General features: G+C 36.1%; 16 protein-coding genes. 8 read left to right on the top strand and 8 right to left on the bottom strand.

What is annotated here, in order from left to right; all coding sequences use genetic code 11:
* Window positions 1-72: 72 nt before the first annotated feature.
* The 4 genes from OZP11_RS11145 to serB all read left to right on the top strand — a co-directional run bounded on the left by OZP11_RS11145 (window position 73) and on the right by serB (window position 2,805).
* A complete protein-coding gene (locus OZP11_RS11145) occupies window positions 73-480 on the top strand; it encodes a VOC family protein (protein WP_281235272.1) in 408 nt (135 codons plus the stop codon).
* A 2-nt stretch (window positions 481-482) separates the two neighbouring features.
* Entirely contained in the window at window positions 483-926 is a 444-nt protein-coding gene (locus tag OZP11_RS11140) for an SRPBCC domain-containing protein (protein ID WP_281235271.1), read from the top strand.
* 58 nt (window positions 927-984) lie between these two features.
* Window positions 985-1,419: a VOC family protein gene (locus tag OZP11_RS11135; RefSeq protein WP_281235270.1), complete on the top strand. Its 435-nt coding sequence runs from the start codon at window positions 985-987 to the stop codon at window positions 1,417-1,419.
* 156 nt (window positions 1,420-1,575) lie between these two features.
* The gene (gene serB, locus OZP11_RS11130) at window positions 1,576-2,805 is read left to right on the top strand and encodes a phosphoserine phosphatase SerB (protein WP_281235269.1); all 1,230 of its coding nucleotides are present in this window, start codon (window positions 1,576-1,578) and stop codon (window positions 2,803-2,805) included.
* Between the two features lie 278 nt (window positions 2,806-3,083).
* Here the strand turns inward: serB and OZP11_RS11125 are convergent, their stop codons facing one another.
* Complete coding sequence (locus OZP11_RS11125; RefSeq protein ID WP_281235268.1) at window positions 3,084-3,632, bottom strand: STM3941 family protein; 549 nt, start codon at window positions 3,630-3,632, stop codon at window positions 3,084-3,086.
* Between the two features lie 43 nt (window positions 3,633-3,675).
* On the bottom strand, window positions 3,676-5,190 hold the full coding sequence (locus OZP11_RS11120; protein WP_281235267.1) for a GH3 auxin-responsive promoter family protein: 1,515 nt from the start codon (window positions 5,188-5,190) through the stop codon (window positions 3,676-3,678).
* 246 nt (window positions 5,191-5,436) lie between these two features.
* Here OZP11_RS11120 and OZP11_RS11115 point away from each other — a divergent pair, with 246 nt between their 5' ends.
* Both OZP11_RS11115 and OZP11_RS11110 read left to right on the top strand, forming a co-directional pair.
* Window positions 5,437-6,231 (top strand): DUF2797 domain-containing protein, encoded by a 795-nt coding sequence (locus OZP11_RS11115; RefSeq protein WP_281235266.1) that lies wholly within the window; start codon window positions 5,437-5,439, stop codon window positions 6,229-6,231.
* Window positions 6,232-6,487: 256 nt separating this feature from the next.
* Window positions 6,488-7,567 (top strand): glycosyltransferase family 9 protein, encoded by a 1,080-nt coding sequence (locus OZP11_RS11110; protein ID WP_281235265.1) that lies wholly within the window; start codon window positions 6,488-6,490, stop codon window positions 7,565-7,567.
* A 40-nt stretch (window positions 7,568-7,607) separates the two neighbouring features.
* Here OZP11_RS11110 and OZP11_RS11105 read toward each other — a convergent pair whose 3' ends face one another.
* The 3 genes from OZP11_RS11105 to sppA all read right to left on the bottom strand — a co-directional run bounded on the left by OZP11_RS11105 (window position 7,608) and on the right by sppA (window position 13,122).
* Entirely contained in the window at window positions 7,608-10,238 is a 2,631-nt protein-coding gene (locus tag OZP11_RS11105) for an AsmA-like C-terminal region-containing protein (protein WP_281235264.1), read from the bottom strand.
* 167 nt (window positions 10,239-10,405) lie between these two features.
* Window positions 10,406-11,353 (bottom strand): alpha/beta hydrolase, encoded by a 948-nt coding sequence (locus tag OZP11_RS11100; protein ID WP_281235263.1) that lies wholly within the window; start codon window positions 11,351-11,353, stop codon window positions 10,406-10,408.
* Between the two features lie 11 nt (window positions 11,354-11,364).
* Window positions 11,365-13,122, bottom strand: a complete 1,758-nt coding sequence (sppA, locus tag OZP11_RS11095; RefSeq protein ID WP_281235262.1) for a signal peptide peptidase SppA — start codon at window positions 13,120-13,122, stop codon at window positions 11,365-11,367.
* A 137-nt stretch (window positions 13,123-13,259) separates the two neighbouring features.
* Here sppA and folK point away from each other — a divergent pair, with 137 nt between their 5' ends.
* Window positions 13,260-14,393 (top strand): 2-amino-4-hydroxy-6-hydroxymethyldihydropteridine diphosphokinase, encoded by a 1,134-nt coding sequence (gene folK / locus OZP11_RS11090; protein WP_281235261.1) that lies wholly within the window; start codon window positions 13,260-13,262, stop codon window positions 14,391-14,393.
* A gap of 117 nt (window positions 14,394-14,510) precedes the next feature.
* Here folK and OZP11_RS11085 read toward each other — a convergent pair whose 3' ends face one another.
* The 3 genes from OZP11_RS11085 to OZP11_RS11075 form a co-directional block, all read right to left on the bottom strand.
* A complete protein-coding gene (locus OZP11_RS11085) occupies window positions 14,511-16,694 on the bottom strand; it encodes an Ig-like domain-containing protein (protein WP_281235260.1) in 2,184 nt (727 codons plus the stop codon).
* A gap of 141 nt (window positions 16,695-16,835) precedes the next feature.
* The gene (locus tag OZP11_RS11080; RefSeq protein ID WP_281235259.1) at window positions 16,836-17,375 is read right to left on the bottom strand and encodes an RNA methyltransferase; all 540 of its coding nucleotides are present in this window, start codon (window positions 17,373-17,375) and stop codon (window positions 16,836-16,838) included.
* Window positions 17,376-17,448: 73 nt separating this feature from the next.
* Window positions 17,449-17,880 (bottom strand): DUF1573 domain-containing protein, encoded by a 432-nt coding sequence (locus OZP11_RS11075; protein ID WP_281235258.1) that lies wholly within the window; start codon window positions 17,878-17,880, stop codon window positions 17,449-17,451.
* 158 nt (window positions 17,881-18,038) lie between these two features.
* Here OZP11_RS11075 and mutS point away from each other — a divergent pair, with 158 nt between their 5' ends.
* The gene (gene mutS / locus OZP11_RS11070; RefSeq protein ID WP_281235257.1) at window positions 18,039-20,645 is read left to right on the top strand and encodes a DNA mismatch repair protein MutS; all 2,607 of its coding nucleotides are present in this window, start codon (window positions 18,039-18,041) and stop codon (window positions 20,643-20,645) included.
* Window positions 20,646-20,803 lie beyond the last annotated feature (158 nt).

The raw sequence follows: 20,803 nt of genomic DNA, 5'->3' as shown, positions 1-20,803 counted from the left end.
AAGCAAAACTTAAATTAACTTATATGGTTTAAAATCAAAAAAAATAATTGTGTAACAAAAAAACATCAAACAATGACAAAACAAATTTGGTTAAATCTGCCCGTGAAAAGTGTGGCAAAAGCAAAAGATTTTTTCTGGAAAATAGGTTTCTCATTCAACGAACAGCACGACACACCAAGTTCGACCTGTATGGTTGTGGGAGAAAATCATTTTGTGGTGATGCTCTTTGAGGAAATTCTTTTTTCAGGCTTCTCTCAAAATGCAGTTACAGATACAAAATCAAGTTCTGAAATATTGATTTCCATTGATGCCGAAAGCAGGGAAGAAGTAGATGAACTGGCCAGAAAAGTCAAGGAAGCCGGCGGTACGGTTTTTTCTGAACCTGCAGAAAGCCAGGGCTGGATGTACGGATTTGGTTTTGCCGATTTAGACGGTCATCGTTGGAATGTTTTATTCATGGATTTTAGTAAACTTTCTTAATTATGGAAACATTAGAATTTACAATAAGAATTAAAGCTCATCCGGACAAGGTCTGGAAGGCTTTATGGGACGAAGAATCGTATAAAAAATGGACAAGTGCTTTCTGCGAAGGTTCTTACACCGAAAGTGGCTGGAACGAAGGAGATAAAATATATTTTATGGCACCTAACGGAGAAGGAATGTACAGCATAATTGAAACCAAAACGCCAAACGAATATATGGCTTTTAAGCATATAGGCGAAATGAAAGATTTTAAGGAACTTCCTCTGGATGAAGAAACAAAAAAATGGAGCGGGGCAATGGAAACGTATCGGTTAATTCCTGATGATGAATTCACAGATTTAATTGCTCAGGTCGATTCGGGAGAAAAATTTGTAGATTATTTTAAAGATGTTTTTCCTAAAGGTCTGGAAATCGTTAAAGAATTATCTGAAGAAAGTAAATAGAGCAAAAAAAAGACATTCACAATTCATAATTTACAATTAACAATTTTAAAAAAATATCATGGCAGCAGTAAATCCATACTTAATGTTCAACGGAACATGCGAAGAAGCGTTCCTGTTTTATAAATCAGTTTTTGGCGGAGACTTTCCGTATATCGGAAAATATAAAGATGCCCCGGCAGAAGAAGGAGAAGTACTTTCTGAAGAAGCTTTAAACCGTGTTATGCACGTGTCACTTAAAATTGGCAATACCATTTTAATGGGAAGTGACTCACATCCAAGATACGGCGATGTTGGTTTTGGGGATAATTTCTCTATTTCAATCAATACAGAAAGTACAGAAGAAGCAGATCGAATCTTCAACGGACTTTCGGCAGGAGGGAAAGTAGAAATGCCTCTGCAAAAAACGTTCTGGGGAGCTTATTTCGGAATGTTTAAGGATAAATTCGGAATCAACTGGATGGTAAATTTTGATGAAAATGAAGCAAATCAATAACCAAAAAGTTACGTTATTTTAATAATAAAACAGAATTGTTAAATTACTCGAAAAAGCGCATATAGATGCGCTTTTTCTTTTCAAAAAAACAAAGATTATTCTTTTTTATCAACTGGAGATTACCGATTTTTGTCGCTTCAAAATCAATTAGGTAAAATGGCAATAGAGGATAAGGAAATAATTTTATTAAAAGTTTCAGGACACGATAAAATAGGGGTTACAGCAGGCTTAACAGCTGTATTGGCGGCGTATGATGCTAATATTTTAGATATTGGCCAGGCCGATATTCACGATACCCTTTCTTTAGGAATTTTGTTCGAAATTGCAGCAGGTTCTTCTTCTGCTCCCGTTTTAAAAGATTTATTGTTCAAAGCGTATGAACTCGAAATCAAAGTAAAATTTATTCCGATTTCTATCGATGATTACGAAAAATGGGTAAAATCACAGTCGAAACAGCGTTATATTATCAATATTCTTGGCGAAAAACTGGCCGCATCTCAATTAGCGGCAGTAACCAAAATAATGTCAGACCAAAACCTGAATATTGATTCTATTATACGATTAACAGGAAGAACTTCAATTGTTGAGAAAGAAGAATATCCGCGTTCTTGCATCCAATTATCGGTAACCGGCGAAATTGTAAATAAAATTGTCATGACAGCAAGTTTTATGGAGATTTCGAGAACCTTAAATGTCGATATTTCGTTTCAGGAAGATAATATATACAGAAGAAACCGTCGTTTAGTTTGTTTCGATATGGATTCTACTTTAATCCAGACCGAAGTAATTGACGAACTGGCAGAATTAAACGGAGTAGGCGATCAGGTTCGCGCTATTACCGAGTCGGCTATGAATGGCGAAATTGATTTTAACGAAAGTTTCAAAAAACGTATGGCGCTGCTTGAAGGTTTAAGCGAGGAAGTTTTGCAAAACGTTGCCATCAATTTACCAATAACACAAGGGGCACATCGTTTAATGAAAGCTCTAAAATACTACGGATATAAAACTGCAATTCTTTCAGGAGGTTTTACTTATTTTGGAGAATATCTTCAAAAAGAGCTCGGAATCGATTATGTTCACGCCAACCAATTAGAAATTAAAGACGGTAAATTAACCGGTAAATATTTAGGCGATATCGTAGACGGTCAAAAGAAAGCCGAATACCTAAAAGCAATCGCCGAGAAAGAAGGAATCCACATCAACCAGACTATAGCAGTCGGCGACGGTGCAAACGATCTGCCAATGCTTAATTTAGCAGGTCTGGGAATCGCTTTTCATGCTAAACCAAAAGTAAAAGAAAGTGCTTCGACTTCAATTTCAAGTTTAGGTCTTGACGGTGTTTTATATTTATTAGGATACCACGACAGATACATTGATATGATGTAATAAGTGCATAAAGTGTATAACGCAGGGATTCGCAGAGGTTTTAGACAAAGTTATTCTCATTTTTGTCATTTCGATGAAGGAGAAATCACACTAGAAACTCGATAATTACAGACGAAATTCTGCTTGTATGACATACAGAACGTTTATATAAATATAAAAACCTCGGTCTTTCAATAATACTGAGGTTTTTTTATTTAGGGCATGTCCCTGCGGGTCGGGCTATCCATTTCAATCTTTTGTGCCGAACCCCGGCACAAAAGGATTTTCATTCCTATCCCTCATGCGGGTTTAGTGGAATCAGTGTAATTATATTTATTCCATTCTTCATGCAATAATTTTTCAAGATCACTGAAATTATAATTTAAAGTATTAGAAGTAATTAAAACTGGAGTTCCATGCATCTTTAGGTTAGCTTTCATAAACGATGCTTTTAATCTTGAGCCTTTATCAATAAATTCTTTTGGGTCAGAGACATCAATTAACAAAAACTTGGTCGACATAACTTGCTGGGTTCTTATTCCTTTTATTTTCGACCAGGCAATTAATCCGACACTGCTGTAATTTGAATTATCAGTAATTCCATTTTCATTAATAATTAAAGCGGGCTTTTTGTCCAAGATTTTAAAAAGAATAAAAAGTAAACATAGTCCAAAAAAAGAAACTGATGCAAACCCTGCGATTTTTATTAATTCAATGTTTCTATAAATACGCGAAACATACTGTTCAGGATTAAGAATGAATTGAATTCCTAATAGAATAAAGATGACTGAACCCAGAACAGCTGAAAAACTTTTTTTCTTGCTAAGTTCAATTTTAATTTCTTTCATTTCTACTTCTCGGTGTTTAATTAGGAGTGTGTTTGATTAAAATCTAATAACACATCTCCTTCAACTGCTCCAGATAATCCCTTTCATTTGAAAGTCTCGGAATCTTATTTTGCCCGCCCAGTTTGTCGCGTTCTTTTAGCCAGTCGTAGAACAAGTTTTCACGCGCTATATTAATCACCAAAGGATTTAGCGTCATATTGTTGTAGCGTTTAGCTTCGTAATCAGAATTCAGGGTTTGCAGGGTTTCGTCGAGAACTTTTTGGAACAGACCAACATCTGCCGGATGTTTTTTAAATTCGATCATCCATTCGTGTGCTCCTTTTTCTTTATCCTGCATAAAAATAGGAGCAACCGTATAATCGATCACTTCGGTTTGGGTTACCTGACAAGCTTTAGCAATCGCCTGATCTGTATTTTCTACCATTAATTCCTCACCAAAAACATTAATATGATGCTTGGTTCTTCCCGTAACTCTAATTCGATATGGATTCAAAGAAGTAAAACGAACCGTATCGCCAATTAAATAACGCCATAAACCGGAATTAGTCGTAATCACGATTGCGTAGTTTTTGTTAAGCTCAACATCGGCTAAACGGACTACTTTTTGGTTTTGACTTCCAAAAGTATCCATCGGAATAAATTCGTAGAAAATTCCGTAATCCAGCATCAGTAATAAATCGCTGGAATTATTTAAATCCTGAATAGCAAAAAAGCCTTCAGAAGCATTGTAAATTTCGTAATATCTAAAATCTTTGCTTGGCAGTAATTTTTTATACTGGTCTTTATAAGGAGAAAAACTCACACCTCCGTGAAAATAAACTTCAAGATTCGGCCACAATTCCAGTAAACTTTGTTTGCCGGTATTTTCCAGAACCTTGTTCATTAAAACCAGCATCCAGGATGGAACTCCGGCAAAACTGGTCACATTTTCGTTTTTGGTTTCGTTAATAATTGCAGCAATTTTACTTTCCCATTCTGTCATCAACGAAGTTTTACTGCTTGGCGTGCTGCTGAACTCAGCCCAGATAGGCATATTTTCGATCAAAATTGCCGATAAATCACCAAAGAAAGTATTGTTGTTTTCATAAATCTGCGAACTGCCACCTAAACGAAGACTTTTTCCCAAAAACAATTCAGAATCTTCATTATTATTCAAATACAGACATAATAAATCTTTGCTTCCTTTATAATGACAGTCTTCAAGCGCTTCGTTGCTTACCGGAATAAACTTGCTCTTGGCATTGGTTGTGCCGCTTGATTTGGCAAACCATTTTATAGGAGATTCCCAAAAAACATTCTGCTCGCCCTGACGCGTACGCTCAATAAGAGGCTGTAATTCTTCGTAAGAGGCAATAGGAACCCTCTCAGCAAAAGTTTTATAAGAGTTGATCGATGCAAAATCATACTGTTTTCCAAAAATCGTATTCTCAGACGCTGTCAATAAATTATGTAATAGTTCCTCCTGAACTTCATTTGGGTATTTTAAAAAAAGTTCAATCTGATGAATCCTTTGTTTCAGGACCCACGAAGCAAAAGAATTAATTATTGATAAAGGCATGAATAATGGCAGATTTTAGAAGTTAGTTGTTTGCGGTGTTAGTTAAAATCCAGAAACTTAAAATTTGAATATCAAAAGACAAACCTTAACTTTGCTGTCATATCAAAAATAGTGTTTTTTGTAATAAAAAACACGCTCTTGGAACTAAAGATTTTAACTCAAATAATAAAAAAATAAAAGCTAAATTCTCTGCTTTTAGCAGTAAACAAAACACTTTAGCATCAAAAACTTTCAATTTTATATCCCATGACTTATCAAGGCGTACTCACCAAAATGCAGACTGAATTAGGAAATCCAATTCAATATTATTTAGTTTTTGAAGATAGTTTTTTGAATGTTAATCAATTATTAAACAAAGAAATTGAAATCGCCTTTTCGGGGTTTCAATGTTTAAACTGCAATAAAAAGAAAAAAATATTCAGACAGGGCTTTTGTTACGATTGTTTCTATTCGAGTCCTGCAGTAGGAGACTGGATTATGAAACCGGAATTAAGCACCGCGCATTTAGGAATCGCAGACCGCGATCTGGAATACGAACAAAAAGCACAGTTACAGCCTCATATTGTATATTTGGCTTTATCAAGTGAAATAAAAGTAGGAGTAACACGTAAAACACAAGTGCCGACAAGATGGATCGATCAGGGCGCAACACAGGCCATTGCTATTGTTGAGGTGCCCAACCGTTACCTGGCGGGAATTACCGAGGTTGCCCTAAAAGATCATTATGCTGATAAAACCAACTGGAGAAAAATGCTGCAATGCACAGCCGACTCATGCGATTTGATCCTTGAAAAATCAAAAGTCGAAAATTTAATTCCTGCTGAGGTTAAGGATTATTTCTTCAGTGAGAAAAACGATGTTTACGAACTGCAATATCCGGTTTTACATTATCCGGCAAAAGTTGCGAGCTTAAATCTGGATAAAACACCAACTTTTCAGGGTAAATTAACGGGCATAAAAGGGCAGTATTTAATTTTTGAAAACGGTACTGTTTTTAATATCCGCGGTTCCGAAGGTTACGTTGTTACTATAAACGTCTAGCGTATTACCCTTTTCGTCTATTTTTATTAAGAGCTTGTCTAGTAATTGATTAAGAAGCCTGATTATAGTCGTATTTTTGACTTTAGGCGAATAGGTGATGTGAATTTTGATAAATTTGGTTACAATTTTGTAATAATAACTTATTCAAAGAATTTAATTTTAAAAATAAAAAGAGCCTAGATTTGAAGTTTGTTCCATCTAGGGCTTTTTTTTTAAAGTTAATTTGAAATTAATTTAATCCTTAATTTATTGAATAATGAGTGTTTTAGGCAAAGTAAACCAGTTTAGGCGTGGTGTAATGCGTGGTCTGACCAAAAATATTGGGAAACAAAAAACAGATTACAGCATTGTTTTGGTTGATAAAACCGAAATTAAACGAGTCTTAATCTGCAGACCCAATGGCAGACTTGGAAATCTATTATTGATTACCCCGCTGGTTCAGGAAGTTTCAGAAACATTTCCAAACTGCAAAATTGATTTATTTGTAAAAGGAACTCTCGCGCCTATTATCTTCGAAAATTATCAGGTTTACAATAAATCCATACACCTGCCTAAAAAGCCTTTTAAAAGTCTGGTCGAATACATGAAAGTCTGGGTGTCGATTATGAAAGAACCCTATGATATGGCGATAAATGTTGACCAAAATTCCTCTTCGGGCCGTCTTGCCGTAAAGTTTTCAAATGCCAAATATAAATTCTACGGAGATTTAGACGGAGAGCTAAAAGAACCAAAAAGCGATTACGACCACATTGCCAAATATCCGGTTTATAATTTCAGAAACTACGTAACGAAATTAGGACTGCCAAAAAGAAATAAAATTGTTCCTTCCTTGGATCTTAAACTAAGTTCTTCTGAACTTGAAAACGGAAGAAAAATTCTAGACAATTTAATCGATTCTTCAAAACGCACTATTTGCATTTTTACATACGCCACCGGCACAAAATGTTTTTCTGAAGAATGGTGGGAAAGCTTCTACTCCAGATTACAAACAGAATATAGCAATTATAACATTATCGAAATCTTACCTGTCGAAAATGTTTCTCAAATAGGATTTAAAGCCCCATCTTTTTATAGTAAAGATATCCGAGAAATGGGATCTTTCCTGGCTCATGTTGATGTTTTTATCGGAGCAGACAGCGGTATTATGCACCTTGCCAGTTCAGTTCAGACACCAACAGTTGGATTGTTCTCTGTTTCGGTTATAAAGAAATACGAGCCTTACGACAATAGCAGTGTTGGAATTGATACTACTGCATGTCCGCAGGATGAATACTTCAAAATTATCAATTCAATCTTAGAAAACAGAAAATTAAAAATATATTCAAAAGCAGTATAAACAAAAAGGCCAATCGTGAGATTGGCCTTTGCTTTTGCTGCTAGTTTTTCTTTTTGAAAAGACCGTTAATCAGGTCACTCGCTTTTTTAGCAGTTTCCTGTGTTTTTTGTTCTTTTTCTGTTTTGGCCGCCTGAGTGGTATCTTTAGCCTTTGTATTCTTATTGATTAAATCAGTAAGGGCAGAAGTTCCTTTTTGAGTCAGTTTTTCTTTCTGCTGATTCACTAACTGGGTAGTTAAACTTGTTACAGCCGATTTCATATCAGTGCTGATCTTCGGATTAGAGAAATTACCTGTCAATAGAGCATTGATTGGAATGTTTTCTAATTTCGCTGCATCGGCAGGAGATAATTTCGCAATCAGGTTATTTGCTTCCGTTCCCAAATATTTAGCTGGAACATCCAGTTTTAAATTGTAATTCATGGTCTGGTCGAAACCGTGTGTTCCTCCAACTGTAATTTTAATATCCTGATATTTAATGTCGAATGGTTTTACATTCACTTTTCCGTCATCAAAAGTCAAAGCCATTTTCAGGTCATTCAAATTCAGTTTACTTGGATCAAGGAATTTAATATTTGAAGTCAGCGAATTTAATACCGTAGAATTTTGCGCATTTACAGTTGTAGAAAGCAGCTGTCCTAATAAATCTCCTGAAATCGATTTTAAATCCGGAGTTAATTCTTTTTCATCTAAATTTCCATTCAGTTTAATAGTCGAATTTAATTTTCCGTTGATGATTCCTGCAATCGGTGCCATTTTTTTCATCATGTCCAATTGTGTAAACGTCTGCGCAATATCTACCTGATTAAAACCTAAATTCATATCAAATGTCGGAACTTTATTTTTTGTAGAAACGGCACCTGTTAATCCAATTGTACCGCCAAAAATCGACGTTTTAAAGTTTTCAAGTAACGCTTTTTCGTCTTTTATAATCAATTTCCCTGAAACATCTTTCAGTTTAAGATTGTCATATAAAACAGTCGTTGCTTTTGCATTTAATGTACAATTTAAGAAAGCCGGAATTTTCATTGCCTCAGCCGGTTTCGCAGCGGTTTTGGTTTCTGTTTTTCCTTCTCCGGCAGGAGCAGTTGTTTTTGCAGGTTCGCCCGCAGTCATAAAATCATCCACAGCCAATTGATTCGAACTCATATTGAAGTTTCCTTTCAATTCCTGTTTCTTAAACATAAAACCGTAGAAATTTTCTAAAACACCATTAATACTGATGTCGCTTTTTCCTGTTGTAGCATCAAACTGTTTTAAGTTGATCCTGCTTGGATTAAACTCAACCAAAGCCGTGCTGATATTCATTGATTTGTTGTTTTCATCAGTATATTTAAATCCTGATAAACTCATTGTTCCGGCATTTTTGATGTTTTGATATTGACTTTTTTCAACAGAAGCCATATCAAAATTCGTAGTCACATCGGCTTTTAAAATACCAGCTAAAGGTTTGTCCAGTTTAATTGGATATGCTTTAGAAAGATTAGCAAGGTTAATGGTTCCTTTTAAAGCGGCATCTACAATTGGGTTAACGGTAATGTTTTTAACATTCGCTTTAGCACTGAAAATATCCTGATCAATTCTAAATGATAACTTATCTAAATTTACATAGGTATCGTTTAGAATCCCAGTCTCATTTATAATTTTAGTATCAATTACAATATTCTGAACCGATTTTGGCAAGTTTGGATATTGGAACGAAGAATTGTTGGATGCGATAGCAATATTGAATTTAGGAACCGTAGTATCTGTTAACTCACCTTTTGCAAAACCAACTACCGTAAAATCTCCTGTCGTTTTTACTCCTTCAAGACTCGAAGCGTAAGCGGCAGGAATTAATCCTAAGAAATTTGTAAAGGATGAAGTAGGCGTTTTAAATTTTAAATCATAAACCTGAGCTTTGTCTGTCATTTGAATAAATCCGTCAAATTCAAGAGGAAGCTGATTAATTAAAGCTTTATTTTCTTTAAAAGTATATTTACTCTGGTCTAAATCAATTCCTAAAACGGCATCAAGAGTAAGTTTTACATTTTTCATGTAATTCATCTTATCCATATCCAAAGATACGTTTGCAGTAGATTTTGTAGTCAAATCTAATTTGGAATTGGTAAAATCTCCTGTGCCTTCGTGATTTAAACTGTCGATAACCATCTTGATTTTGGAACCCTGATCGATATATCTGAAAGTAAAGTTTTCGATTTTATAGTTCTGGATTTTTAAAGAAAGCGGACTGCTTTTTTCGTCTTTTTTCTCCTCATCTTTTTTGTCTTTTAAAGCAATATCAAAATTTCCTACACCATCTTTATTAAAGATAATATTGATTAAACCATTTTGAGAACTGATTCCTTCAATGCTCAAAGGTTCATCTTTTCCTTTAAAAAGCTCTTTAATGCTCATTTTAAGGTTTAATTGTCCCAGCGAAACCAAAGTATCGCCTTCAAAAGGGGCTTTGTTTATGATCACCAGTTTTTCAATTCCAACAGCGGCATTCGGGAAATTTTTAAATAAACTCAAATCAGCATCGGCAAAACTTACTTTGGCATCAACACTTTCGTTGATTGCATCGGCAATTTTTGCTTTGATCTGGTCTTTAAAGAAATACGGAATGGCAAATAATGCGGCTACAAAAACCACTAGGACTATGGCCGTTACTTTTAAAATTTTCTTTAACATATTTATAGGTTTGAGGTTTAATTTTGATAATTGACTCGTTGCAAAAATAGTTTTTTTTGATTGAGTTTGAAGATAATTTTTTCTTAAAATGTAGGAAAAATATTTAATTTAAAATCAAAAAAAATCCGTCTGATTGTATTCAAACGGATTTTACTTTTTAATGTTGTTTATTTTTTAATAAAAGAGACAATCTTACTTGTCAGAGATTCTGAAATGGGAAGGCTCTCGTTATTATAGCTCTCCATATTGGCCTTTTGATCCCCCTCGATTATTTTCATGATATGGTTCATTTTATCTACAATTTCAAGCTCAGCTTTTGGATTGGCCTGTTTTAAATTTTCGGCATCTTTAACAGAAACCTGCAAATCATTATTGCCCTGAAGTATCAAAACCGGAATCGTAAGTTTTTTAATTTCGGTCTGCGGATCGTATTTAAACCACGAAATTAAATACGGCTGAATACTGGCCCTGAAAAGTGAATTCAGCATTGGATCTACTTTTTTAACCGTATGCCCGTTTTTCAGACTGTCGATTATAGGAAAAGTCATGTCCTCAAGCTGTTTCATTGATTTTGAACCAATCTGGGATTTTATCAGTTTATCTGCAGATTCTCCTGCTCCTGCAATCGAAACAAATTTGTTTGCTTTTCCACTGGCAATCATGCCAATCAGCGATCCTTCACTGTGACCAATAATCGTTAATTGCGTGAAACGTTTATCCTGCTTCAGGAAATTAATCCAGCTTTTGGCATCTTCGGTATAATTTTCAAAAACCAGACTCGATTCTGTTACAGCTGACGCTTTGCTTTCGCCGATGCCTCTTTTGTCAAAGCGAAGAGAAGCAATTCCGTTTTTTGCCAAAACTTCGGCCAGCATTTTCAGCGAATTATTTTTCATCATCGGATTATTTCCATCGCGGTCTGTTGGACCGGAACCTGCAATAATCAAAGCGACCGGACATTTCTTTGCTTCATCCGGAACGGTAAGTGTGCCGTAAAGCTGGTCGACATTGATTTTTAAAGTTACATTTGTTTCTTTAAAACTATCTTGTTTGGTATTTTGAGCACTTAAAACTGACAAAAACAAAACACTGCAGAACAGAAATATCCTTTTCATATTTAAGAAATTTATTTAATATCTATTTGAAATGGCATCATAGCCTGAACACCTTTTTGTTTCTGCATTCTTTTTACCTGCTCAATCAGCATATAATTCTCTTCACCAATTTCTTCTTTAATGAAAGCTTCTTTAGAGCGTGCAAAAGGCATGTTGGCAAATAAGTCGCTTACTGTTTTTTCGTATTCAGGATAATTTACGGTTCCGTACTCTTTTATTTTAGCAATTCGGGCTGCTTCGGCAACAGCATCATTCAAACCACCGATTTTATCTACTAAACCAATTTTTAAAGCCTCAGATCCAGACCATACTCTTCCCTGAGCAATTTCATCTACCTGAGCAAAAGTCATTTTTCGGCCTTGGGCAACATGCGAAACAAAGGTGTTGTAAACCTGCTCAACGCCTTCGAGTGTAAATGCTTTGAATTTTTCATCAACAGGCACAAACGGACTGTAATTTGCTGCGTTTTCATGTGTTTTTACTTGTTCTGTATTAATTCCAAGTTTATTGGCAAGTGGTGTAAAGTTTGGCAATACGCCAAAAACACCTATCGAACCTGTAATGGTATTACTTTCTGCAAAAATGGTATTGGCATTGCAGGCAATATAATAACCGCCCGAAGCTGCATAATTCCCCATAGAAACCACAACAGGCTTTACTTTTTTTGTAATTTCAATTTCTCTCCAGATTAAATCAGAAGTTAAGGCACTTCCTCCCGGGCTGTCGATTCTTAGAACGATTGCTTTAATATCGTCATTTTTGCGGGCATCCTGCAAAGAACGGCGCATTGAACCCTCGCCAATTACATTTACATCGCCTTCGCCGCCTACAATTTCTCCCTGAGCATAAATAATAGCAATCTGATCATCGGCAAAATTGGTCAAAGCCGTCGTCATATTGTTCTGAGTATAATCTAAAATAGAGATTTTGTTATACTCTTCGTCATCTTTTACTTTTAAAGCTTTTTTGATGGCATTGTGGTAAGCATCTTCGTAGGCTACAATATCTACCAAACGCTGGTCTTTGGCCATTTTTGGTGTTCTGGCCAGTAAACCGTCTGCGATTTTGTTTAATTTTTCAACCGGAATATTTCTGCTTTTCGAAATATCACTGCAAACCGTTGACCAAATCGAATTTAAAAGAGCCGTAACCTGTTCTCTGTTGGCATCGCTCATTTTATTTTCTAAAAAAGGCTCAACTGCGCTTTTGTATTTTCCGTGACGGATTACTTCCATGTGAATACCGGATTTCTCCTGAAAATCTTTAAAGAACATCACCTCAGACGAAAGTCCTTTAAAATCTAAATCTCCGGCCGGGTTCAGATAAATGGTATTGGCAACAGAGTTTAAATAATATTCTTTCTGTGAAAATGTATTAGCATAAGCCCAGACAAATTTTCCTGATTTTTTAAAGCTCTCCAAAGCATTTCTTAGATCTTTGTATTGAGCAAGTCCTAAAGAAGACTCATCATTGAGGATAGAAATTCCTTTGATTTTGTCATCTGTTTTTGCCGCTTCAATTGCGGTGATAACATCGGATAAGCCGACTCCTTTTTTATCTGAAAAAACAGTTACCCACGGATCTTTATATTTTCCGGCATAATCGTTATTAACTCGTTTAAGGTCTAATTCGATAACCGAATCACTTTTAACTGAAACCTTGTCGTCTCCGCCAAAAATGGCTCCAATAAGAATTACCCCAAAAAAGAAAATCATTATAAATACAAAAATACCGATAACTGTGGCAATTACATTTCCTAAAAATTTCATATGTATATTTTTTTTATATAGGTAGCGCGAACGGCTGTTATGTTACAAATTTCGTACATTATTTTATTATAGATCGCATGTCGTTTCACAAATATATTGGTTAATTCTAAAATAGTTTTAGTTAATTTGCATTAATTATGAAGTCACAGCATCAAGTCGTTTTATCCATAGGCAGCAATCAGGGAAACAGGTTAGAAAATATAGAAACTTGTATCAGTTTAATACATCAGGAAGCAGGAACTGTAATCAGGGTTTCGAAGCTTTATGAAACGCCTGCCTGGGGATTTGAGAGCGATGCATTCTATAATTGTGCCCTGCTTTTGCATACTTCTTCATCGGCACAAAAAATACTAAGCCAGGTTTTAAAAATTGAAAAGCAGCTTGGAAGAATCCGTTCTGCTCAGGAAGGATATCAAAGCCGTACGATTGATATTGATCTGATTGCTTTTGATGACGAAATTATCAATTCAGAAAAATTACAGATTCCGCATCCCATAATGCAGAACCGAAATTTTGTTTTACTGCCGGTACAGGATTTAAAATTAGACTGGAAACATCCGGTTTTTCATAAAACGATTCCCGAATTAATTGCCGTTTCGCCGGACGACAGCGTTTGTACCATTGTACAGGATTTAAAATGTCCGTTAAACGAAATTTCGCTGGATAAGTTTAATTATATCGCTTTTGAAGGAAATATTGGAGCCGGAAAAACGACTTTGGTTCATAAAATTGCCGAAGATTTTAATGCCAAAACTGTTTTTGAACGTTTTGCCGACAATCCGTTTTTACCAAAGTTTTATAAAGACCAAAACCGATATGCTTTTACACTCGAAATGTCTTTTCTGGCAGATCGCTATCAGCAGTTATCCGATGATCTGGCGCAGTTTGATTTGTTCAAAGATTTCATTGTAGCCGATTATCATATTTTTAAATCGCTGATTTTTGCTAAAATCACGCTGCAGGAAGACGAATATCGTTTGTACCGAAACCTCTTCAATATTATCTACAAGAAAATGCCAAAACCGGATTTGTACATCTACCTGTATCAAAATACCGACAGGCTTCTGCAAAACATAAAAAAACGAGGACGGAATTACGAACAGAATATCGAGGCAGAATATCTGGACAAAATTAACTACGGTTATTTAGAATATATCAAATCCCAGTTTGACTTGAATGTTTTAATTATTGACGTTTCTGATCGCGATTTTGTAAAAAATCAGGATGATTATGTTTTTGTTCTAAACGAAATCAGGAAGAAGTTGGGGTAATTAGATAATTAGATAATTTGGCAATTAGATAATTTATATACGATATAACTAAATTATTGAATTGACACATTCCCTCATTAAGAAATTATCTAATTGACACATTGACTCATTCAAAACTTATCTTTTCAGCGAAAAATGCCCTCTTAAAATCGGTTTTGTATCGTCTATTTTAAGTGAGTACCAATAATCGGACGCAGGAAGAGGCATTTTTTCAAAAGTGCCGTCCCAGCTCATTTTAGATCCATTTAGCTGCGTGATTAATTTTCCGTAACGGTCAAAAATGGTTACTTGTGCCTGCGGATAATTTTCTATTCCGGTTACTTCCCATAAATCATTGTAAGTATCGTTGTTTGGAGTAAAGAAAGCCGGAAAAACCAGTACAACAAAATTTTGGGTCGTACCTCCGCAGCTGTTCTTTTCCCGAACATAAGCCGTTTGGAGTCCGCCCGGAATATCATAAAAAATATTGGAATCCTGAAAATTAATTCCGTCAACCGAATATTCGTAATAAGCTGCTTCCTGTTTTAAATAAATTACGGCACGCGTTCCGTTTACATCAATCCGATCTATTTGAGGCAGTTTATGCTCGTCAACCGTAATTGTTTTTCGACTCGTACAGCTTTCAGGTGAAGGGCTCGTCACGTCAACGGTATAAACACCGCCTTTTGTGGCCTCTATAGTTTGTGTGGTTTCGCCGTTTGACCATAAATATTCCATTCCTGAAACTCCTGCGTTTAATGTAACTGTTTGAAACTGGCAGAGAATCACAGTTTCATCAATAACCGCCGGCGGGGTATAAATTACAACATCAACAGGTGTACGGACTGGATTACTACAGCCTGAATTTGAGGCTTCGGCATAATAAGTAGTGTTCGCGCTGACAGATGATAGTGTAAAAGCATTTCCTGAATGAATACTGCTGCCGCCTGTGGCAGCTGTAAACCAGTTAATGGTGCCAATGTCAGTACTGGCGTTCATTGTTACAGAGCCTGTTCCGCATCTTGAAACAACGGGCTCAGCAGCTGTGGGAGTATCAGGAGTTTTATTAATTCTGGCAATTACAGATTTACGGTTTATTTCGCATCCTGCATCGACATAAAATGTAGTGGTGTTGTTTAATAGCGGAGTAGTATAAGAAGTTCCTGTTGCTATTAAATTTCCTCCTGTTGCAGCATCGTACCAGCGTATAGCTGCACTGGATTCTGTAGACGCTGTAAGTGTAAAACTTCCGGAATCGCAGATCGCATTTGGCGTAAGCGGAACAGCGGCGGGAATTGTAATTTTGGTGCTGGCTGCAATTTCAAGGGGTGCTTCGCCCGGCATACCGCCATATTCTACAACATATCCTTTTGGCTGGTAATTTCCTTCGCTGTCTCCGGTATTGGATAAATCGTTCCAGGAACCTTTAATTCCAATACCCGGCTGGGTAATATGAGCATAATCTTCGTCTCCCTGCTGGTTAGGTTCGCCTGTATTCCAAAAAGCAAAATTGGGTGTTGAGCCGGATGCATTGCCGTTCCAGAAAACAGTTCCGGCTTCAGGACCGGTTACCCATTTCCAGATGCCTTCGGTTTCTGCATCACTTCCGCCAATCCAGCCTGTGCCGGAGGCCTGCTCACCAATAAGTTTAGCTTCATCTGCAGATAAAATAGTAGCCAAATACCCTTTTAATCCATAATACGTACTGGTCTCGGCGGCGGTTTTTGCATTTGTCCACGAAATCCCGACATTGGGTACAAATAAATAAAAATGCTGCGTCGAAGGCAGATAATTAGCCTGTCCAATAGTTATCGAAAATGTTCGGGTTCCAGAAGCAGCGGCAGAAGAATTTATAAAAACAACATCTTTTACAGCATTTACAAAATCAGAATACAAAACGTCAGTCCCTGTTGGACTTGATAACTGAAGTTTTCCTGTCGTTATATCCCAGCTTGTTGTAACAGCTGGATGAAGTGTTGGATTTGAAAGCTCGAGCTTGTCAAAACCTTCAGAATAACCGGATGAAATCTGAATGTAAACCGCTTGTGTTGCCGGTTCGGCAGGATCATGTGTTATGGTAAGGTCGGTTACGATATTAATGCTGCTTTGCGGGCAGTAAATCTGATCGCCTGATGCTTTTATTACAGGAGGTACAATATCAGCATTTGATTTTAGATTCTTTTTTCTGCCGGATTTAATGGTGTCGTTAAAAGCGGAAACTGTATTCTTAATTGTAACTGTATTTTTAGTATTTGCATAAGTTTCTGTAGAACTTAAAACAAATACTAAAAAGAAGATTTTTAATAAGATACATTTTTTCATTTCATAAAAGTATCAATTTTATAATAACAAAAAAATATATCTGATTTTATAACAATTAAAGTTTTAAGAGTATATAAAAATCACAATTTCAAAAAAGACAGCCAAATTTAGAACTTGGAATTTGATTTTTTGGAACTTGAACTATTTACCTGGCCAGTTTAATTTCTGAAATAAATCCCACACTACAATTCCGGCACTCACAGAAATATTTAAAGAATGTTTGGTTCCTAGCTGTGGAATCTCAATACAGCCGTCGCAGATCGCAACTGCTTCCTGAGATACGCCGTAAACTTCATTCCCAAAAACCAAAGCGTATTTCTGATTCTTTTCGGTTTTAAAATCCTGAAGAAAAATGGCACTTTCAACCTGTTCAATGGCAAGCGTTAAAACATTTTCTTTTTTTAGATTTTCAATAACTTCCAAAACATTTTCGTGATGCTCCCACGCCACGGTTTCAGTCGCACCAAGAGCAGTTTTGTGAATTTCTTTATTGGGAGGTGTGGCAGTGATGCCGCAAAGGATTATTTTTTCAATTAAAAAAGCATCGGCTGTTCTAAACACAGAACCAATATTGTGCAGGCTTCGAATATCATCCAAAACCAATATCAAAGGAGTCTTGTCTGATTTTTTAAAGTCTTCAATAGATTTTCTGTCCAGTTCGCTGTTTTCAAGTTTTCTCATTGGTGTAATTTCAGGTCATAAAAAAAGCTTCCAAAGATAAGGAAGCTTTTCGATTATTTACTTGTTTTTCAGATTAGCTTTTTACTGGATCTGGTAAAACAGTACCTTTAATTGTAAGTACTTTTGTTGGTTGTCCTTCAGCGTTAGAAGTTACAGTAACCGTTTTTGTAAAAGCACCAACTCTGTCAGTAGCATATTTTACACCAATAACACCTTTAGCTCCCGGAGCGATTGGTTCTTTTGGAGTAGTAGGAACTGTACATCCGCAAGATCCCTGAGTGTTTGTAATGATTAATGGTTTTGTACCATTGTTAACAAAAACAAATTCACGTTTACCGTCAGCATTGTGAGCGATAGTACCGTAGTCGATAGTTTCTGTTTCGAAAAGCATTCCGGCACCTTCGATTTTAGCAACCTTAGCAGCTTTAGCTTTTTTAGTTGTTTGTGCATTAGAAGCCGTAATACCAGCTACAGCTAACATAGCAAATAAAATTATTTTTTTCATCTTTTTACAGTCTTTTTTAATGATGAACAAAGCTATGTAAAATTCTTAAATCAGGACCTAAAAATATCTTAAAATATTTTAATTTTTGAAGCCTTAGATATTCCCTCAAAAAAATTATAAATTCGCTGTCTTAATTTTTCATTTAAAACATATCAATTTTGGCAGCTAAAGAAAAAGTGGTGAAGGAAACACCTTTAATGAAACAGTACAATGAGATCAAGAGAAAATATCCTGATGCCTGTCTGCTTTTCAGAGTAGGGGATTTTTATGAAACCTTTGGAGAAGATGCTATCAGGGCTTCTAAGATTCTGGGGATTACATTAACAAAAAGAGGTGCAGGTTCTGATACCGAGACAGCTCTTGCCGGTTTTCCGCATCATTCCGTAAACACTTATCTTCCAAAATTGGTTAAGGCCGGACTTCGTGTGGCTATCTGCGATCAGCTCGAAGATCCAAAAATGACGAAAACTATCGTAAAAAGAGGAGTAACGGAACTTGTAACTCCGGGAGTTTCTTTAAATGATGAGGTTCTGCAATCCAAATCAAACAACTTTTTAGCTTCGCTCTGTTTTGCCAATAAAAATATTGGAATAGCTTTTCTGGATGTTTCTACAGGTGAGTTTTTAACTGCTCAGGGAAATGCCGAATATATTGATAAGTTATTGCAGAATTTTAATCCGAGTGAAGTTTTAGTTCCGAAAAACTGCAAAAGTGAATTTAAAGACGCTTTTGGAGAAGATTTCCATAGTTTCTATCTGGAAGACTGGATTTACAAAGAAGATTATGCGCTGGAAACGCTGACTAAGCATTTTCAGACCAATTCCTTAAAAGGTTTTGGGGTTGAAGAATTAAAAGAAGGAATTATTGCGGCGGGAGCCATTTTGTATTATTTGTCTGAAACGCAGCATAACCGAATCCAGCATATTACTTCCATACAGAGAATTGCAGAAGATGCCTATGTGTGGATGGATCGTTTTACGATTCGAAACCTGGAATTGTACCACAGTTATAATCCAAATGCCGTAACGCTTCTGGATGTAATCGACAGAACGCTTTCGCCTATGGGCGGCCGTCTGCTGAAACGCTGGCTGGCTCTTCCTTTAAAAGATAAAAATAAGATAAAAGGACGCCACGATGTAGTTTCGTACCTGAAATCAAATCCTGAAATATTACACGATATTCAATATCAGATCAAACAAATCTCTGATTTAGAGCGTTTGATTTCAAAAATCGCAGCCGGAAAAGTTTCACCTCGTGAAATTGTCTATTTAAAAGAATCTCTGGATGCTATTATTCCTATAAAAACACTTGCGCTTCAAAGTCCGCAGGAAGCTGTAAAAGTAATTGGAGACAGCCTGCATTCCTGTGATTTACTAAGAGAAAAAATTCAGGTTACTTTAAATCAGGATGCTCCTGTTGCTATTGCAAAAGGAAACGCCATTGCGACAGGTGTAAATGAAGAACTGGATGAACTTCGTGCGATTTCAACTTCGGGAAAAGAATTTTTGGAAGGAATTGAAAGAAGAGAATCAGAACGTACAGGAATTTCATCTTTGAAAATATCTTTCAATAATGTTTTTGGATATTATATAGAAGTTAGAAATACACATAAGGATAAAGTGCCGGAAGAGTGGATTCGTAAGCAGACTCTGGTAAACGCCGAGCGTTATATTACTGAAGAATTAAAAGAATACGAAACTAAGATTTTAGGTGCGGAGGAAAAAATCCACAAAATAGAATCAGAGCTTTTTGAGCAGTTAGTAGCCTGGATTGCAACTTACATCAAGCCGGTTCAGATGAATGCTTTTTTAGTAGCGCAATTAGATTGTTTGTGTTCGTTTACGCAGCTGGCAAACGAAAATCAGTACGTGTGTCCGGAAATTGATGAAACCTTCGAACTGCAGATTAAAAACGGCCGTCACCCTGTAATTGAAAAACAGTTGCCGGTTGGGACACCGTACATTGCCAATGATGTGTTTTTGGACAGGGAAACGCAGCAGATTATCATGATTACCGGGCCTAACATGTCGGGTAAGTCGGCTATTTTAAGGCAAACGGCTTTGATTGTACTTTTGGCGCAGATGGGAAGTTTTGTTCCTGCAGAAAGTGTAAAAATGGGAATAGTAGATAAGATATTCACAAGGGTAGGAGCATCTGACAACATCTCGATGGGAGAATCGACTTTTATGGTTGAGATGAATGAGACGGCTTCGATTTTGAATAATATTTCAGATCGCAGTCTGGTTCTTCTGGATGAAATTGGAAGAGGAACCAGTACATATGACGGAATTTCAATTGCGTGGGCAATTGCCGAGTTTTTGCATGAGCATCCGTCAAAAGCTAAGACTTTGTTTGCCACGCATTATCACGAGTTAAATGAAATGACAGAATCGCTGCCAAGAATCCAGAATTTTAATGTGGCGGTAAAAGAGTTAAAAGACACCGTTCTTTTTATCAGAAAACTCGAAAAAGGAGGAAGTGCTCACAGTTTTGGAATCCATGTAGCAAAAATGGCGGGGATGCCTCAGCTGGTAATTTCAAAAGCACAAAAACTTTTAAAGAAATTAGAAAAGAATCATTCAAGCGATGCTTTAAACGGAATAAAAGCGGCTAATGATGAAATGCAGATGAGTTTCTTTAATTTGGATGATCCTTTGCTGGAAGAGATAAAAGAAGAGATTCTGAGCCTCGATATAAATGCTATTACACCGGTAGAAGCCTTAATGAAGCTGAACGAGATTAAAAGAATGCTGGTGAAGAAATAAAACCAAAAAAAAAATCAAAGTTTAAAGTTTAGGTTATCAGAATGTTATAAAATAAGTGAACTTTTTTTTCGAAAAACGCTTGTGTAATTGAATAAATGTCCTAAATTTGCACTCGCAATACGAAACAAATCAAGTGTTGCGGTTCTTTAAAATTTGAA

The organism is Flavobacterium gelatinilyticum, assembly GCF_027111295.1.
In the GTDB taxonomy this organism is placed as follows: domain Bacteria; phylum Bacteroidota; class Bacteroidia; order Flavobacteriales; family Flavobacteriaceae; genus Flavobacterium; species Flavobacterium gelatinilyticum.
The sequence above is the reverse complement of the archived record's forward strand: the minus strand, read 5'-3'. Positions and strand labels throughout refer to the sequence as shown.

Coding starts and splice junctions, on each gene's coding strand:
- OZP11_RS11145 (WP_281235272.1), top strand. CDS start 73: ATGACAAAACAAATTTGGTTAAATCTGCCCGTGAAAAGTGTGGCAAAA.
- OZP11_RS11140 (WP_281235271.1), top strand. CDS start 483: ATGGAAACATTAGAATTTACAATAAGAATTAAAGCTCATCCGGACAAG.
- OZP11_RS11135 (WP_281235270.1), top strand. CDS start 985: ATGGCAGCAGTAAATCCATACTTAATGTTCAACGGAACATGCGAAGAA.
- serB (WP_281235269.1), top strand. CDS start 1,576: ATGGCAATAGAGGATAAGGAAATAATTTTATTAAAAGTTTCAGGACAC.
- OZP11_RS11125 (WP_281235268.1), bottom strand. CDS start 3,632: ATGAAAGAAATTAAAATTGAACTTAGCAAGAAAAAAAGTTTTTCAGCT.
- OZP11_RS11120 (WP_281235267.1), bottom strand. CDS start 5,190: ATGCCTTTATCAATAATTAATTCTTTTGCTTCGTGGGTCCTGAAACAA.
- OZP11_RS11115 (WP_281235266.1), top strand. CDS start 5,437: ATGACTTATCAAGGCGTACTCACCAAAATGCAGACTGAATTAGGAAAT.
- OZP11_RS11110 (WP_281235265.1), top strand. CDS start 6,488: ATGAGTGTTTTAGGCAAAGTAAACCAGTTTAGGCGTGGTGTAATGCGT.
- OZP11_RS11105 (WP_281235264.1), bottom strand. CDS start 10,238: ATGTTAAAGAAAATTTTAAAAGTAACGGCCATAGTCCTAGTGGTTTTT.
- OZP11_RS11100 (WP_281235263.1), bottom strand. CDS start 11,353: ATGAAAAGGATATTTCTGTTCTGCAGTGTTTTGTTTTTGTCAGTTTTA.
- sppA (WP_281235262.1), bottom strand. CDS start 13,122: ATGAAATTTTTAGGAAATGTAATTGCCACAGTTATCGGTATTTTTGTA.
- folK (WP_281235261.1), top strand. CDS start 13,260: ATGAAGTCACAGCATCAAGTCGTTTTATCCATAGGCAGCAATCAGGGA.
- OZP11_RS11085 (WP_281235260.1), bottom strand. CDS start 16,694: ATGAAAAAATGTATCTTATTAAAAATCTTCTTTTTAGTATTTGTTTTA.
- OZP11_RS11080 (WP_281235259.1), bottom strand. CDS start 17,375: ATGAGAAAACTTGAAAACAGCGAACTGGACAGAAAATCTATTGAAGAC.
- OZP11_RS11075 (WP_281235258.1), bottom strand. CDS start 17,880: ATGAAAAAAATAATTTTATTTGCTATGTTAGCTGTAGCTGGTATTACG.